General features: G+C 44.7%; 12 protein-coding genes. 2 read left to right on the forward strand and 10 right to left on the reverse strand.

Annotated features, from left to right (window positions below; genetic code table 11):
* Positions 1 to 4: 4 nt before the first annotated feature.
* The 6 genes from ACQ4N8_RS17200 to ACQ4N8_RS17225 all read right to left on the reverse strand — a co-directional run bounded on the left by ACQ4N8_RS17200 (position 5) and on the right by ACQ4N8_RS17225 (position 11,166).
* A complete protein-coding gene (locus tag ACQ4N8_RS17200) occupies positions 5 to 2,404 on the reverse strand; it encodes a TIM-barrel domain-containing protein (RefSeq protein ID WP_430705580.1) in 2,400 nt (799 codons plus the stop codon).
* A complete protein-coding gene (locus tag ACQ4N8_RS17205; RefSeq protein WP_430705581.1) occupies positions 2,401 to 5,496 on the reverse strand; it encodes an alpha-mannosidase in 3,096 nt (1,031 codons plus the stop codon). Before ACQ4N8_RS17205 ends, ACQ4N8_RS17200 begins: the two co-directional genes overlap by 4 nt.
* The gene (locus ACQ4N8_RS17210; protein WP_430705582.1) at positions 5,493 to 6,323 is read right to left on the reverse strand and encodes a carbohydrate ABC transporter permease; all 831 of its coding nucleotides are present in this window, start codon (positions 6,321 to 6,323) and stop codon (positions 5,493 to 5,495) included. The genes ACQ4N8_RS17205 and ACQ4N8_RS17210 overlap by 4 nt, the downstream gene beginning before the upstream one ends.
* A gap of 9 nt (positions 6,324 to 6,332) precedes the next feature.
* Positions 6,333 to 7,238: a carbohydrate ABC transporter permease gene (locus tag ACQ4N8_RS17215; RefSeq protein ID WP_430705583.1), complete on the reverse strand. Its 906-nt coding sequence runs from the start codon at positions 7,236 to 7,238 to the stop codon at positions 6,333 to 6,335.
* A gap of 115 nt (positions 7,239 to 7,353) precedes the next feature.
* Positions 7,354 to 8,727, reverse strand: coding sequence for an extracellular solute-binding protein (locus ACQ4N8_RS17220; RefSeq protein WP_430705584.1), 1,374 nt, complete (start codon positions 8,725 to 8,727; stop codon positions 7,354 to 7,356).
* Positions 8,728 to 8,964: 237 nt separating this feature from the next.
* A complete protein-coding gene (locus ACQ4N8_RS17225) occupies positions 8,965 to 11,166 on the reverse strand; it encodes a helix-turn-helix transcriptional regulator (protein WP_430705585.1) in 2,202 nt (733 codons plus the stop codon).
* A gap of 407 nt (positions 11,167 to 11,573) precedes the next feature.
* Between ACQ4N8_RS17225 and ACQ4N8_RS17230 the strand changes: the two genes are divergently transcribed.
* Both ACQ4N8_RS17230 and ACQ4N8_RS17235 read left to right on the forward strand, forming a co-directional pair.
* Complete coding sequence (locus ACQ4N8_RS17230; protein ID WP_430705586.1) at positions 11,574 to 12,455, forward strand: helix-turn-helix domain-containing protein; 882 nt, start codon at positions 11,574 to 11,576, stop codon at positions 12,453 to 12,455.
* 108 nt (positions 12,456 to 12,563) lie between these two features.
* Entirely contained in the window at positions 12,564 to 13,844 is a 1,281-nt protein-coding gene (locus ACQ4N8_RS17235) for a glycoside hydrolase family 27 protein (RefSeq protein ID WP_430705587.1), read from the forward strand.
* Positions 13,845 to 13,960: 116 nt separating this feature from the next.
* Here ACQ4N8_RS17235 and ACQ4N8_RS17240 read toward each other — a convergent pair whose 3' ends face one another.
* From ACQ4N8_RS17240 to ACQ4N8_RS17255, 4 genes are all read right to left on the reverse strand, one after another.
* Entirely contained in the window at positions 13,961 to 14,326 is a 366-nt protein-coding gene (locus tag ACQ4N8_RS17240) for a GntR family transcriptional regulator (RefSeq protein ID WP_430705588.1), read from the reverse strand.
* On the reverse strand, positions 14,323 to 14,979 hold the full coding sequence (locus ACQ4N8_RS17245; RefSeq protein ID WP_430705589.1) for an ABC-2 transporter permease: 657 nt from the start codon (positions 14,977 to 14,979) through the stop codon (positions 14,323 to 14,325). The genes ACQ4N8_RS17240 and ACQ4N8_RS17245 overlap by 4 nt, the downstream gene beginning before the upstream one ends.
* Positions 14,972 to 15,829 (reverse strand): ABC transporter ATP-binding protein, encoded by an 858-nt coding sequence (locus ACQ4N8_RS17250; protein ID WP_430705590.1) that lies wholly within the window; start codon positions 15,827 to 15,829, stop codon positions 14,972 to 14,974. Before ACQ4N8_RS17250 ends, ACQ4N8_RS17245 begins: the two co-directional genes overlap by 8 nt.
* Positions 15,830 to 15,976: 147 nt before the next feature.
* On the reverse strand, positions 15,977 to 16,618 hold the full coding sequence (locus tag ACQ4N8_RS17255) for a YczE/YyaS/YitT family protein (RefSeq protein WP_430705591.1): 642 nt from the start codon (positions 16,616 to 16,618) through the stop codon (positions 15,977 to 15,979).
* Positions 16,619 to 16,623: the final 5 nt, after the last annotated feature.

Below are 16,623 nucleotides of genomic sequence, written 5' to 3' on the forward strand. Positions count from 1 at the left end.
GGGTTTATCCGTCATTCCCATTCCCCTCTTCTGCCGAACCCAAGAGTTCCAGCAACGCCCCAAAAACATCGGTTGGCAGTTGGCGGCTCTCCAAATCTCTCATTATTTTTGAGAAGCTGTTCTCCTGCTTGATCATTTCATATAGTTCGAGCTTTAATGCATATTCCATTTGCGCCTTGTTCAAGAAATCGTATACTCGAGCCAATTTATTCTTTTGTTCAACGGCAGCCGTCTCCAGCACAATATGAACCGATTGCGTATTCATGACACTGCTAATAGAAACCTCAATACATTGATCGTCCCATTTCACATCTGATAAAACCTCATTGCCATCTATCAAGACCCTCACCTTTTGTCTGGGCACATTGATCATTTTGACCTTGTAATCTCTTTGCCTAGGTGATACGTTCAAGTCTCCTTCTGCGGCATGAATAATAAATGTGGGCTTTGCTTCCCACAGCAAAGTAAACTTAGTAGCCAACCAGCTGCCTTGATGATATTTCTCTTCATTGCAATCCTCCCACATCGAGAAAGAATTCGTAGCTCCGGCAAAAACCATTAACTCCAGTTTCTCCGGATTCTCAACAGAATTCGTATAATCCGCCAGATCAGCCAGAGGAATAATTCCGCCTTTTTTCACCAGCACCGGAATCTCGTGAATTCCCCGATAGAATGCAGCGCGCGTATTCCCCGAATAGATCTGCCCGGTAAAGAAATCAATCCATTCTCCTTCGGGAATCCAGGCAGCAACCGACGCTAGTTGAGTCGTTTTATGAATGGGAGTTGTGATTGGGGCAACCAGCATTTCCGTGCCAAATAAATATTCATTTTTAAATTTATAGGCATCCTCATCCCACGGGTGATCGTAGTAGAGCGGCGCCATTAAAGGTTTTCCATCCTCATACAATCTCTTATTCATGGAATATAGATAGGGGATGAGCCGATGTCTCAACCGCAAAAAAGATTCGATCGCTGCTTCATAAGGCTGCGCATAATTCCAGGGCTCTTTTCCGGAAAAGAGATTGTCCGAGCTATGAAGTCTGTTCACTGGTGAGAACACGCCAAATTGAATCCAACGAGTCACCATTTCGTCATCTTTGATCCCCAGCATATGACCGCCGATGTCATGGCTCCACCAGCCATAACCTGCGTTACTAGCGGTTACCGTAAAGTAAGGTTGAAAATCCAATGACTCCCAGGTTGCATGGGTGTCTCCCGAAAATCCGATCGGATACCGATGACTGCCCAATCCTGCGTATCTGGAAAGAATCAGCGGTCTTTTCCCGTTTCTGGCGTTATCATAATAATGGTAGTGATTCAACATCCACAGCGGGTCCAGCCCTTTCATTTTCGTATCCGTTCCTTGCTGCCAGTCGATCCACCAAAAGTCAACGCCATCCTCTTCATTAGGGTGGTGGACTATGGCGAAATAGGCCTTTACGAATTCAGGATTCGTAAGATCAAAGGCAATCATGGGATTACGGTCATGATTGACGTCCATCTCCTTCGCCATCTTCGTGTACATTTCTTCACTCGGACGAATACCGTCCGCAGGATGAACATTTAAAGTCACCTTCATATTTTGACGATGCAGCCAACTCATGAATTCCGCCGGTTCCGGAAACAATTCCCGGTTCCATGTATAGCCTGTCCATCCACTGCCATACCTAGGATCGATGTCGGTAATATGCCAATCCATATCGATCACGGCTACGGAAAAAGGAATTTGTTTATTTTTAAATTTGTTCATTAACTCCTTATAATCACTTTCACTGTATGGATGATAGCGGCTCCACCAGTTTCCCAGTGCATAACGCGGCAATAAAGGAGTGGGCCCCGTCAAATGATAAAAGTCTTTAAGGGCTTGCCAATAATCACGGCCATAACCGAAAAAATAAAAATCTACCGTTCCTTCGTCTTTCGTTTCAATCCAGTTATCGGGAGTGATAGACAATGACTCGCTATCATCCATAACGGCGTATCCTTCTTTAGACATAATTCCATCTTCAATCGCTATCGGTCCATTTACATCATCTAAAGTTCGTGCAGTTCCGCCTAAATTTTTGGACTTTTGTCCATAGCGCCAATGAGACATATGCTTCCCTTGGGTATCCATCACATGAATCGATAAACCGCTGGAAGAAAACTCCTTCTTATCATAGATCAGGTGAAGCTCTGCGGTCGTAATTTCCAGCGATTGCTCCGACTCATATACGGTAAACTCCGGCGTTTGAAAATTCCGATTGATGACGACTTGTGTCGGCAAGTCTTGAAATTTCCCGTCTTTGTTATATTCCAATCGAAAAAGACGGCTGGTCAGAATCGTAAATCTATAGTTTCTACCTGCTACAATCGAGCTTGAAGGAGATATGGGGTCTGCCGTTAATTTTTCTTTAGTAATCATAAAATCCTCCCGATCCGAAAGCTTCTTATTTCATAAGGATTTAAGCCGATATCGATATTGCCGGCGGCTATCTCGGAAAGGTCCCGTTCGACTAAATTTACTTCATTCCAACGGTAGTCCTCATTCAAATGAATCAAGACCTTTTGCTTGCCTCCCGTAAAATCATGGATTCTAACAATCCAGCCCCTCCCGTCTTCCGCTTTCTTGATGGCGTCAAGCGCTATAGACTGCCGGGAATCGATGCGGATCGGCAATGTTATTTTCTCATCGGTCCGTATGGGGTTCATTGCGCTGTTTATTTCCCAAGCCTCTTCCACAACTCTTCCTTCAATATAATCCCCTTTATGTGGATACAGGCTATAAGTGAATTGATGCTTTCCCGCATCCGCATTGGGATCAGGGTGAATTCCGCTTTTGATCAAAGACAACCTCATGGTTCTATTCTTGATGTCATACCCGTATTTGCAGTCATTCATCAGCGCCACACCATAACCATACTCGGATAAATCGGCCCATTGATGCCCGACCGTTTCAAATTTGGCCATGTCCCACGACGTATTCCAATGGGTTGGACGAGTCACATTTCCATATTGAACGTCATATCGCGCTTCGGTGCTTCTCACATCAACGTCAAATTTAACTTTCAGCAGTTGCTGATGCTCTCCCCAATCCACGTCCGTAATAAAATCGATTCTTCTTGTATGATTGTACAGTCTCATGACTTGTTGAATTTCCGAGTGCTTGAACCTGCAAATGAACCTCACATCAACAAATAAAGCATTATTATCCGCAACCTCAGCCCGTTCAAAGACAAGCTCTTCCATCTTCTCCTGATAGAAAATATCGATATCCCACGCATCATAATCAAGCGGTTTATCCTCAAACAGTTGAAGAACATTTCCCGTACCGCTCAGTACCTCGCACTGATGCTCTTTGTCGAAAATACGTACGAGATGACCGTCGTCATTCCAATGAATGGTATAAAACTTACTCTCAATGCCATTATGCAGTGTCGTTCCCACCGCATCCTTTATACCGCTTCTTTCTTCTGTGAACCGAATCGTTTGACTGGAGAGCGGCAAGCAATTTTTCATGAGTACTAGCGTTTTCCCATCCTTTTGTACTGCAGGCAGCACTGTCCCGGCTTCATTGCAGAAATTCCCTTCTGCAGCGATCGGAACTTCAATGATGCTGTTTCTTAACCATCCCGCCGTGTTGACAACCTGATACTTGGTTGCCCCATCACTGCTAAGCTCTTGCCGTAATCTAGCAATGACCTGCCAGATTTGCTCCATTTCTTCTTTGTAATCCTGATATACTTCTTCAATAGAGGTCCCGGGGATGATGTCATGGAACTGGTTTCTCAGAAGAGCTTCCCATATTTCATATAGTTGCTCCGCAGGATAATCGGCAGCATGGTTCTGCTCATATAAGGAATAGAGAAATTCCAGTTCCCGCAATGCCAATTCCGTTTTTCTATTCATTTTTTTGACATAAGCCTGGGAAGTATAGGTTCCTCTATGATACTCCAGATACAATTCGCCATCCCAGGTGTGCACATATTGATCCGTCGCTTCAACCGTATGGTGAAGCTGATCGAAATATTGCTTAGCCAACGTTGGCTTCACATGAGGAAGTCCCGGGATTTTATCGAGTTGTCTTCTGTTCTCCAGCATCTCCCTAGTAACTCCACCGCCGCCATCTCCTAATCCATAAGCAACCAATAAATCACGATTCATATGTTTATCGCGATACCGTTGATAGGTCCCAAGTACGGTTTCCGGAGTAAGGCCGCCATTATACGTGGAATACCATTCCTCCGCCCAGTCCGTGTTCTCGCCAACAACAGGAGTCGTTATAAAATGCGTCAATATTTCGCTCCCGTCCATGCCTCTCCACATAAATGTATCGTGCGGAATTCGATTGTATTGATTCCAGCTGATCTTTGTGGTCATAAATGTATGGATATCGCACTTTTTGAGAATTTGGGGTAATGCCCACGAATATCCAAATACATCGGGAAGCCATAAATAATTCATCTTCTTACCGAATTCCTGATGAATAAATTTGGCACCATATAAAATTTGTCTGGTTAAGGATTCGCCTGACGGGATGTTGCAATCCGCTTCCAGCCACATGGCGCCATCCACTTCCCATCTTCCTTCAGCAATTCGTTCTTTGATTTGCCGATAGATTTCCGGATAGTCTTCTTTGATATATTTATAGAGCTGCGGCTGCGTTTGTAAAAAAGTATACTCCGGATACATCTCCATATATCTTAAAACGGTCGAAAAACTGCGCGCCGCTTTTTCACGGGTATGCTTAAGCCTCCAAAGCCAGGCCACATCAATATGGGTATGACCAATGACGCCAATCTCGTAAAGATCATTTTGGGCCAGTTTGCCAAGCTCTTGATTCAGCCATGCCTTCGTCACAGCCACACTGTCGTAAAAAACTTGATGGATTGGCAAATCCCAATTTATCTTCATAAATGCTTTATTAAGCAAATTTCTCAGCGTGTACTTGATTGGATTATTTTCGTCCAACTGCTCGATCGTGTTCAATACCGTATTGGATAGGTAGTATAGCTCCTCCGTATTTTTATCTATGTCCACGATATCCGCACGTTTGAATTCATGTGTCCTTTCTCGCTTCGGACCGCCGCCTTCAAGTCCTGACCACAGCTTCACACTAATCTTTATTTTTTGGCCGAAATAACACGGGTCTACAAACACTTCTTGATGATAAGTATCCACCCCTTGATAAGGCACGCCATTTATGAACAAGAGGGATTCAAAACCTACTGTGGACCCTTCGGTGCTCTCGCCAAAATCAAACACAAATACGTTCTGGAAATTATCCGGCACTTCTACTTCCGTTTGAATCCATAGATAATAATCTCTGCCTGTCCAGGTATCTCCAATTTGAAACGGCTGCGCTTGGGATAAATCAATAGGCGGATATTTCTGGCTTTTACTTTCGTCCTCCAGCACTACCCAGTTTTCAATTGGCTTTGAGTTTTTATAAATATATCTTTTTAGCTCTTTAATTCGCGACTTCAGCTTCTTCTCGATGAGAAATAGATCATTCATCCTTTTGTCGCTCCCCCCATGCTGAATCCCTTGGACATAAACTTTTGCGAAAGCGCATATAGGACGACTACAGGCAAGGAATAGATGATCGAAAAGGCCGCCAATCTACCGTAATTCACCATTCCGTAGCTGCCGAAAAATTGAAAAATGGTTACGGAGGCCGGCATTTTCTCTGGCGTTTGGATTAAAATGTAAGGCACGAAGAAATTGCCCCAGCTTCCCGTAAAGGTGAATATGCCTACGGTGAATATGCCGGGGAGCATCAAAGGCGCCACAATTCGTTTTACGCCTTGCAGCACCGTTGCCCCATCAACCCAGGCAGACTCCTCCAAATCTAGAGGAACGGAATCCATAAAATTTTTGATCATCCAGATTCCATAGGGCAAAGAAGAGGCCGTGAGAAATAAGGTTACGGCGATCAACGAATCCTGGAATTTAAAATACAAAAACAATTGATAAACCGGGACAATTACGGCTGTCATAGGTAATGAAGTCATAAACAAAATCGTTGTCATAAAGGATTTTCGAAATTTCAAATTATACCGGGATAAAGGGTACGCAGCCAGTACGCAAACAATAACGACCAATACAGCTTGGCATCCCGAAAGCAACAACCCGATCCAGAATGATCTTATCAGTTTGGGATCCGTTACAATGGACTTGAAGTTATTTAACGTCAAATTTTCCGGAACCTTTATGGCCTGAATGGCATGCGGATCTATGGAAGCGACAAACATCCAAAGCAGAGGAAGCAAAAACAGTATGGCTAATAAGGATAGAACAACGTAGTGAATCATAGCTTCAAACTTGAAACCCTTTTGTGTCATTGCTTTCACCTATACTTTCGTTCTCAGAATTTTCATATAGATCAAGCTAGCTATCGCGCCAATCGCCAATAATATAAGTGAGATGGCTGTACCGTATCCTAATTGATAGCTAACAAATGCCTGCTTAAACATAAAGATCGGCAATGTCGTCGTTTGCACGCCGGGGCCGCCGCCGGTCATCGTATAGATCAAAGTAAACACACCAAGCGTAGCAAGCGTAACCAGCATTAAATTCGTGGCAATCGTTCCTTTGACCATCGGAATCGTAATGCGAGTCACGGTATTCCATCTTGTTGCGCCATCCATAACGGCCGCCTCTTCCACTTCTTTGGGAATCTCGTCCAAGGCGGATTGGAACACCATCATCGAAAATGCCGTCCCTCTCCACACATTCGCAATGATGACACTGACCATCGGAAATGAAAACAGCCAGGCAACAGGTTTAATGCCCAGAAGTCCAACCAGCAGGTTAGCCGTTCCATTGTCGCTAAGAAAAGCTACCCAGCAAAAAGATACGACGACTTCTGGAGTAACCCATGCGGCAATAATAATCAACCCGACAATTCGGCGAAACGTTATATTCTTCTCCTTCATCATAAAAGCAACTAAAAATCCTAGAAGACATTGGCCGGCGATAGCTGAAAAAAACACAAAGACGATAGTGTTCCAAACACCTATTCTAAAATCCGGGTCCTCAAACATTCTTGAAAAATTCTCGAACCCGACAAACTGCAATTGTCTGGCCGCAGCCCCTGTTAAGGATAAATTCGTAAAAGAAAAAAAGAACGTTAGCAACATGGGACCAATAAAGAAAATCAAGAGTAATATCCAGGAAGGTAACAAGAAGAAAATCGATTTGCTGGTATCGGATAAACGCTTCCGCTTCACATTGCTCCTTGAATCCGTATATTCCATATAAATCCGCCTTTCAGAAAAGAGTGAATATCACCGCTTACCTCCAAAGTTGGGAAAATAAGCGGCGATATCCAGACTGCTCCCGGTTATTTTGCGATCACCTTATGCCAAAAGGTTACTTAGCTACATTTTCCTCTCCAACAATTCTCGTTACATTTTTAGCATAGTCTTTAACTGCATCTGCCGGTGTTTTGCTGCCCGTCGCTACGGCCTCTACCATATTTTGAATTTCAACGGATACATTCGGATATTTATCATTAGCTGGTCTGAAATAAGCATTTACCAAAAATAAAGTTGCCTCTTTAATGAACGGTTGCGATTTATAATCCACATTCTCCGCAGAATCTTGCCGAACCGTCAAATTCCCATCTGCAATCGCTCGTTTTGCTTGCTGCTCTTCACCGCCCAGCGCTTTAATAACCGTCCAGGCTGCCTCTTTATTTTTCGATTTTGCAGGAATGGCCCAGGTCCATCCCCCTGACATCGTAACCGTGCCTGGCTCTTGTCCATTTTGCGTTGGCATCGCAGCAAAACCAAAGCGTCTTGTCATATTTTCTACAGGTACAGGACCATTGGCCTTCCAGTTTGAACTATTCCAGAAGCCATCCAGAATAATGCCGGCTTCATCCTTAACAAATTTGTCTTGAAACATCACAGAGCCAAAATTACTGTTAATGGCGATGGACAAGGGCGGTCCCAATTTTTTCTTATTGTAAACCTGATCAATAAAGCCTAATGAATCCAAAATCCCCTGAGAGTTAACATTCCATTTTTCTGTCGCGCTATCATATAAAGTATCATTAGTACCATAAAGCAGCATTTCAAAGGTCTGCATGGAGACAGCTTCCCCATTTGCTTTAGCTACCGTTAAAGCAAGCGGTATAGCATTAGGTGAAGTTTCCTTAATTTTTTCTGCTGCATCCAGAATTTCCTGCCATGTTCTAGGCGCCCACTCTGTTGGTAAGCCTGCTTTTTGGAATAAATTCTTGTTATACCATAATCCGCGCGAATCAGAACTGCCCGGAATGGCATACAGCTTCCCATCCTGCGCTGTAGAGCCTACCTTCAAATTTTCCGTATAATTACTCCACTCTGCCCAATCCTCCACGTAATCGCTCAGCTCCGTTAAATACCCCGCATTGGCATCGGCATTCAACATGAACGTATCCTCTGCGATAATATCAGGTGTCGTATCCGCCGATTGCATCGATAACGCTATTTTTGAATAATAATCGCCCTCGCTTGCTGTTATAGGTGAGAGTGTAATTTTAATATTGGGATTTGCCTTCTCAAATTCCGGAATAAAGTCCTGCTCCAAATACTTACTAGTAATGTCGTTCTCTCCCGAGAACCTCCAGGCAATCTTCACTTCACTCTTGCCTTCGGTCGCAGCAGCGTTCTCTTTTGAACTGCCGCATCCCGTGCTTACCGCTAAAATCATTGACACCGATAATAAGCCTGCAAGTAAGCCTACTCTTTTCTTAAGCATAAAATCCCCTCCGTTAATATGATTTGTCGAATTTTGTAAACGTTTTAATCGTAACAGTGTCATTACATTTGAACAATCGCCATATTGTGCAGTATTATTTAGCCCTAAAGTGACGAGGAAAATTATCGAGATAATCGCAAAAAATGAATATGCGGCATGAAGACAAAAAGAAAAAAACTCCTTACGTCCGTTACTCACGGAGCACGTAAGAAGTTCGATCCAGAAATGCATCGGCCATTACTCGTTAAGGTTTTGCAAATACTTGCCAGGCGTAATGCCTTCGATTTGCTTGAAGATTCTGATAAATGTATTTACATTTGTATATCCTACTTTTTCAGCCACCTCAATAATTTTGTAATGATTTGTTTTCAGCAGTCTCATAGCTTCATTAATTTTCAGCTGATTTAAGTAGTTTTTATAAGAAACGCCTAAATACTCTTTAATGATTTTACTTAGATAAGATTCCGATAAATTAAAGTGTGCCGCTACTTCCCTGAGTGAAAGGTCACGCAAATGGTTATTGTCGATATATTTGATAATCCGCTCATTCAGGCTCTTCTCCGTCAGCTTCTCTGCGGATATATAGGCAAACATCGATTCATATAAAGAAATAAGTTGCTTGCCAACTTTTTCAGGGTTTGTCTCCTTTTGAAAATTTGCAATTTCACTGCGATAATCATTCATAAAATGCTGGTAGCTCAAGCCTGAATTTTGAATCGCTCGTCGAAGTGTATTAATCAATTGAAGCTTGATATCTTTGGTTAAAGCAAGATTGATCTGTTTTTTGTGCAAATTGCTATCCAATATATCATTCAATATTTTCTTTGCCTCATTAAAATTGGATTTACTAATATGCTGGAGGAGCATTTGCTCGATTTCCACTTTATATTGAAAATCATCATATGGCTCAGCCAAAGCGACCCACTCGTCATCCTGGTCAAAATGACTGGAATGATAGTATGCATCAGAGAATACCCGGGAAATATCTTGAATGGAATAGAAGGGTATAGACATGACGTATGAGGACTTTACCCTTAAATCAGTATTAGCCTTTTCAATACAAAATTCCAAAACGTTGATTAAATGATCATCAACGACAACCGGCAACATCAACGCATATCGATTCACATTTAAATCAAGGATCAGACAACGATGCACCACCTTATAATCTTTGAAGCATTTTTGCAAAAAATTTTTACGAAAAACAATTTTTTCACTAATATTCATATTCTCTTCAATATCTGCTAATCCATTAAAAGTAAAAATAACAATAATCCCCGATTCAATCACATCTTTTAAATCAAGAATTTCCAGAAATTTCGATATTTCTTTTTTGGAGTAGTTGTCAAACAAAATATTTTTCAAGAAAAGCTCTTTCACTTCCTGCGTGACATCTTCCTGAAATTGAATGAGCGCTTGATTCTCATTAATCAGATGATGAATCTTGTTCAAAACCGTCTCTACATTTTCCGCATTGGTTTCTCCGCCAATCCGTTGAACTTCATTCAAGATTTGCTCATACGGCCGATAGTTTCTTTTGCTGAGAACAATGAGCAAGAATGAACCAATACAAATTAGAAGGATAAAATAACCTGCTAAAGATAATATCAGTTGGGTTGGAAACGTGAATACTTTATTCAAATTGATTGAATATTCATAGTAAACATTTGGAACTACTGAAGATTTAGCAATGAAATGGGTGACAGCATTTTTCGTTAACACAGCAATATTTTGTTTTGAATCTCCTTCAGCAGAAGCCAATAAATTGTACGACGAATCTTTAACCGCCAATTGCTTTTGCAAAAACTTTGCATCTACTATAGTGAATGTTCCCGCATCTCCATAGATGCTGTCGCTTACCAAGCTATTTTTATCCCAGGTAACTAAAAATACAATCGGGTATGCTCCATTTTTCGCATTCATAAATCGGGTTAAAGCAACTCTTTTGTCTGACTGGATTACTGCAACTTCTTCCTGGTCAGCATTGGCAAAAAAATTCTTGATATCATTTATGCTGCTCCCTAGGTGCATAAAATCAATATAATCATAAAAGTCAAAATAGCCATTGGTGCTTATAACTTTGTTGCCAAATCCTTTAGTCAAAGCAATCGTGTATTGCGAATTATAATTCAGGAAATATGGATTGAGTATAAGATCATTATAAATACTGGTGTAGATCGCAAATTCCTCTGTGTTGCTTGTAGCAAATGAATGTACGCTATTTTGATCTGCTGCCAACCTGATCGCATTATTTGCGGCCAACAATTGATTATCTATTTCATGAGTCTTCTTTTCAATAGAAAACTTGACATTGGTCTCAAGGTTCAATTTTTGTTGCTCATAAGCATTTTGCAAAAAAGAAACAGCTATGATCACGGTGTAAAGTAATATCACCAATAAAAATGATACGAATATTTTCCTGTAAAATGAATTTTTCATTTTTCTCCCTTAATTTGCGGCTAGTATAATTAAATAGACAAGGTGTAAAAATTAATCACATATCTAATGAGGAGTTAAGATTATTAAAAAAATTGATAGGTACATTTCAATAAGGATGGTGTAGGCATGCAATTGTTATCGCTTACAAGCATTATATTTTAGTGTCCTGTTTAAATCAATAATATTGATTTAGCTAACCTTATTTTCATTTGAACATTTGTATGAGGCAACAGTCTGCCGTTTAAACTAGCCGGAGTTTCCAAAGTTCCCCTCAATCCGGTCGTACTTTTCGTAATTCAGAAACGCAGTTTACTCAGTTTCAGGCTTACCATTTACGATTAAGCTTAATCGAATATCAATAATTGTGATACTTCACTTTTTTTATCTTCACCACGAGGAGGATATTTATGGACATCCCCAGAGGCACCTACGGCTTTCGGTTCGCCGAAGATAAGGAGCTTCAGCTGTGCGTGTTATTTGCGGTCGGCTATGATTCGATCACCAGCTCTTCTTATCGTTGGGACGGATTGGAGCGGACAGACGGGCCTTTGCTGCTGTTCCAGTACACCATTTCCGGCGAAGGCGTATTTGAGTCGGGGGACCGCACTTACCGCGTCGCCGCCGGACAGGCTTTTCTCGCCGAAATTCCCGGGCCCCATCGCTATTATTACCCCGCGGAATCCAAAGAGCCTTGGGAATTCCTGTTCCTGCTGTTCCGGCCCAATCTGGTTCTGCCCCTTTGGCGCAAATTCCTGCGTGAAGCCGGGGAAGTTCCTCATCTTCCCGCAGACTCCGCGCCAGTCCGGCTGTCGCGAATGATGGTGGTCGATGCGGGCGCAGGCCGCATCTCCGATCCCCTGATCGCGTCGTCTTGCATCTATCAGTTCGTGACGGAACTGGCCAGAATGAAAGTAACAACGCGGCGTGACAGAGAGAACTGGCCGGAGAACATCAGGCGCGCAGCCGAATTTATAGAGCTCAACTATTCGCGGATGATCAGTATCGATCAGCTTTCCGAGCATGTCTCCCTGTCCAAATACCACTTGATCCGCCGGTTTTCCGCCAGCACGGGTCTGACGCCCGGCGCTTACTTGACCCGCGTCCGTACCGAAAAAGCCATGGAACTGCTTCGGGGAACCGGCCTTAGCATTGAGGCCATCGCCGAACGGATCGGCTACTCCAGCGGAAGTTATTTTATCAAAGCGTTTCGCGGCTTGACGGGGCTTACGCCGGGAGAATTCCGGAGCGGGGACGAAAGCCTTGCTTATCGCAAGCTATTCTTTGATTAACCGCAATATTTTACTATCAGACTCCCAAGATTACTATAGATATTGCTAATCTCCTTTATTATGATGAACACAGTAAGAGCAATAATTAAGCAGTAAAGGAGCTTTAAAATGGATCATAAGCTTGCAGCGCCTGCTCCGCCGCTCGGCTGGAACAGTTGGGACTGCTACGGCGCGGCTGTAACGGAAGACGAGATTCGGGGCAATGCGGAATACATGGCGAAGCATCTCAAAGCATTCGGCTGGAGCTACATTACCGTCGATATCCAATGGTACGAGCCCTACGCGAATTCCTCTCAGTACCGGCCGTTTGTGCCGCTCGTGATGGATGACTATTCCCGGCTTATGCCTGCCGAGAACCGGTTTCCTTCTGCAGCCGGCGGCCTTGGTTTCAAGCCGTTAGCCGATTATGTACACAGCCTTGGACTAAGATTCGGGATTCATATCATGCGCGGCATTCCGCGGCAGGCCGTTCACGCCGCCGCTCCGATTCTGGGGACGGCCGCGACGGCACGCGACATTGCGCATACGAACTCCATCTGTCCATGGAATACGGATATGTACGGCGTGGATGCTTCAAAGGAGGGGGCGCAAGCCTATTACGATTCGCTCTTTAAACTGTACGCAGCGTGGGGCGTCGATCTGGTGAAGGTGGACGACATCGCGGCTTCCAGGCTGTACGACACCCATCAGCCGGAGATCGCCCTGATCTCCAAAGCGATCGAACGCTGCGGCCGGCCCATGGTGCTAAGCCTGTCCCCCGGGCCCGCTCCGGTGGCATACTCGGCGTTCTTCGCCGAGCATGCCAACATGTGGCGCGTCACGGACGACTTCTGGGACCAGTGGCCGCTCCTGCTGGATATGTTCGACCGTTGCCGGGCATGGCAGGGCGTCCCGCAAGCAGGTTCATGGCCGGACTGCGACATGCTGCCGCTCGGCCACATCGGCATTCGCTCGGTGGATGGCGGGGGGGCGGACCGCTGGACCCGATTCACGCGCGACGAGCAGCTAACGATGATGTCGCTCTGGAGCATCTTCCGCTCGCCGCTCATCTTCGGCGGAGAATTGCGGGACTGCGACGACTGGACGCTGTCGCTGCTCACCAACCGCGAAGTTCTGCGCATGCACCGGGAGAGCCGTGGAGCCAAGGAAGCCTTGCGTAAGGGGGATCTTTTCGTCTGGACGGCCGAAGACGCCGAAGGCTCCCGCTATGCGGCCGTATTCAACATCGGCGAGATCCCGCTTCCGTTGGAACTGGCCCTTGAGCAGATCGGCCTGACAGGTGCCACCGAAGGCACCGAGCTATGGAGCGGAGCATCGGCCGAGCTTGCGGCAAGCACGCTGCTGACCACCGTGCCGCCGCATGGGGTTCGCCTCTATCGGTTCTTTTAAGAATACGGCAATGACGAGGAGACCTGTCCGCGATGAGGCAGGTCTCTTCTCAAAACCACGATCGAATCCGCGTAACGTCCCGCATCACTACATGGTCATCGGCTTTGGACCGAGCGTTAATATACCTTTTTCAACACTTCTATCACTTCATCTAAGGTGAGACCAAAGGACTTGTAAAAGGACACCTCGCCTGCCATTTGTTCTGTAACCATTTCATTTCGGATACGCAGCATCTCGTCAAGCGAGAATTCGGCCACAAAGCAGCCTTTGCCGGTGACGGTATGGATCAAACCACGCCGTTCGAGTTCTTCCCATGCCTTCTTGACGGTGATGACGCTGACCCGCAGCTCATGGGCGGCTTGCCGGATCGGCGGTAAACTGTAGCCGCTCTCCAGCTCGCCCTTCAAAATTTGAGCGCTGATTTGCTCAAACAGCTGCTGATAAATCGGTTTCTCCGAAGTGTTCGAAATCGCTACGTTCATTGGATCTCCACTTGAAGGAAGCGTTTGACCGCCATCCGGTATGCAACAGCGGTAAGTGCTAGGAAGATTAAGATTCCCGCGATCAAAATATAGGCTTGAAGCGCCACGCTATTCGCTTCCGTACCATAGAAAATGCGGTTCATCGCCCCGTTCTGAATCCCGACCCACTGGGTGATCCCGGCGAACAGCGTTGCCGCCACGGTGGACCCGAGCAGCGCCATGCCGAACTTGTAAGCCGTCTTGTAATACATCGGAATAAAGACGAGGTTAAAAATCGCCAGCATGGCAAAACACAAACCGAAGAAACCCAAATTGGGCGGAAAGAAAATGTAGGTCAAGTCCGGATAGATGCGCGAGGAAATCATCCCAAAGATCAAGGCCACCACAATATGCATCAGTTCCAATCCAGCGACCACGAATACCCGCGCTTTCACGATGTCCCGTTTCGTGACAGGCATCATCGAGGTAAACATCAAATCATTTTGCGATCGAAATTGGTTAAACATATTCGGTACGGTGATCCAGCAGAAATACAGGATAACAATGAAATAGATCCAGCCGGGAATGAACATTAAAGCGCCAGTCAACAGAGGCATGATCAAGAACAGGGGATGTACGCCCAGCTTGATGTCTTTCTTAATCAAGTTAACCATGGATTTGCTCCCCCTTCTTCGTATAATAAATCAAAATATCCTCGAGGCTTGGCGTAGCGGATTTTATGCCGCAGGACGGATCGAAGTCGCTTGCGTGAATCAATCCCGTAAACCCAAACGAATTCGTCTTATAAGCGATCATCTGGTCCTTCACCCGGTCCAATTCGCTCGCGGAACCGTTCAACAAGAAATAAGATTCCTTGAATTCTTCCTTCTCGCAACTAAGAATAATTTGCCCACCTGAAATAAAAGTAATGTAATCCGCACACTTCTCCAAGTCGGAGGTAATATGCGTGGAGAAAAGAATGCTGACTTCGCCGTCAACGATCAACTCCTGAAAAATGTCCAGCAGATCGTCTCGCGAGGCTGGATCAAGCCCGCTTGTCGGCTCGTCGAGGATCAGGAGCTTTGCCCCGTGGGACAAGGCAAGAGCAAGGCTGTATTTGACCTTCATCCCCGTCGACAGATCGGCGATCTTCTTATTTTCATCCAATTTGAATCTCCGCAAATAGTAGGAATACGTTTCATCGTCCCAATTCCGATAGAACTTCTTGATGGTTTCGGTCAACATCTTGATTTTACTGCGCGTGTAAAAATCGATGCCGCCGAAGGTGAATCCGATGTCCTGTTTCAATTCAAGCTCGTGGTCGTTCATGTTTCGCCCCAGAATATGAACCTCGCCGCTATCGATATGAGTCATATTCAAAATCGATTTGATCGTGGTGGTTTTCCCCGCCCCGTTGACCCCGATAAAGCCCATGATGTACCCCTTCTCCAACTGAAACGAAACATCCTTGAGCTCAAAGCTCGGGTATTTCTTATTTAGGTTTCGAATATCTAACGCCAGCATGCGGTACCTCCTCAAAAAAATTGTGCATATCGTGTATGCACAATATAACATCGAAAACGGGTAACGTCAATAACTCCGAAGAATAAATAACACAAAACACCCGCCAGACTATACAGTCGGCGGGTGCTTTAGCGGAAAATATCCCGTCTAAGCCAAAAGCTTCTTCGTAAATTTCACGTCAAAAAAATGGATGATGGGGCCAAGACCTAAGGCGGAAACGAGAGTTCCCAAACCGATCACGCCTCCTGCCAGGAAGCAGATCAATGCACAAAGTGCATCCGTAAACATACGATGCCAAAAATAAGAGATTTTCGGGAAGCGGTTTTTCATAATCAAGGACAGACTGTCATAGGGAGCTATTCCCACATTCGATGTCTGATACAGGGATACCCCCAAACTGCATACGACCACACCAATCGCCACTACGACCACCCGCTGCCACAAAAGCTGAGGTTCGCCGAACAGTTGTAGCCAGGTACTGTGAAAGAAAGTGACGATGTAGCCCAGAAGAATTGCATTTACGAAGGTCCCCGCTCCGATAAATTTTCGACCCATGATCCATTCGATTATAAACAATATCAGGTTAAGTAGGATTAGAAAATGGGCATATGCGATACCGATAGACTCCGCGAGTGCCATCACCATGCCACTGAAGGGATCGTTGCCCATGCCGGACAGCTTAAAAATGCTAATCCCCATCCCCAAAAATATATTGCCGAAAACCATGATCATCAGTCTCTTTGAATCTAATTGATGAAAATATCTCTTCATAGGGTCCGTCCTAATCATTTAAT

This window comes from Paenibacillus macerans (genome assembly GCF_050565405.1).
Classification (GTDB): Bacteria; Bacillota; Bacilli; order Paenibacillales; family Paenibacillaceae; genus Fontibacillus; species Fontibacillus macerans_B.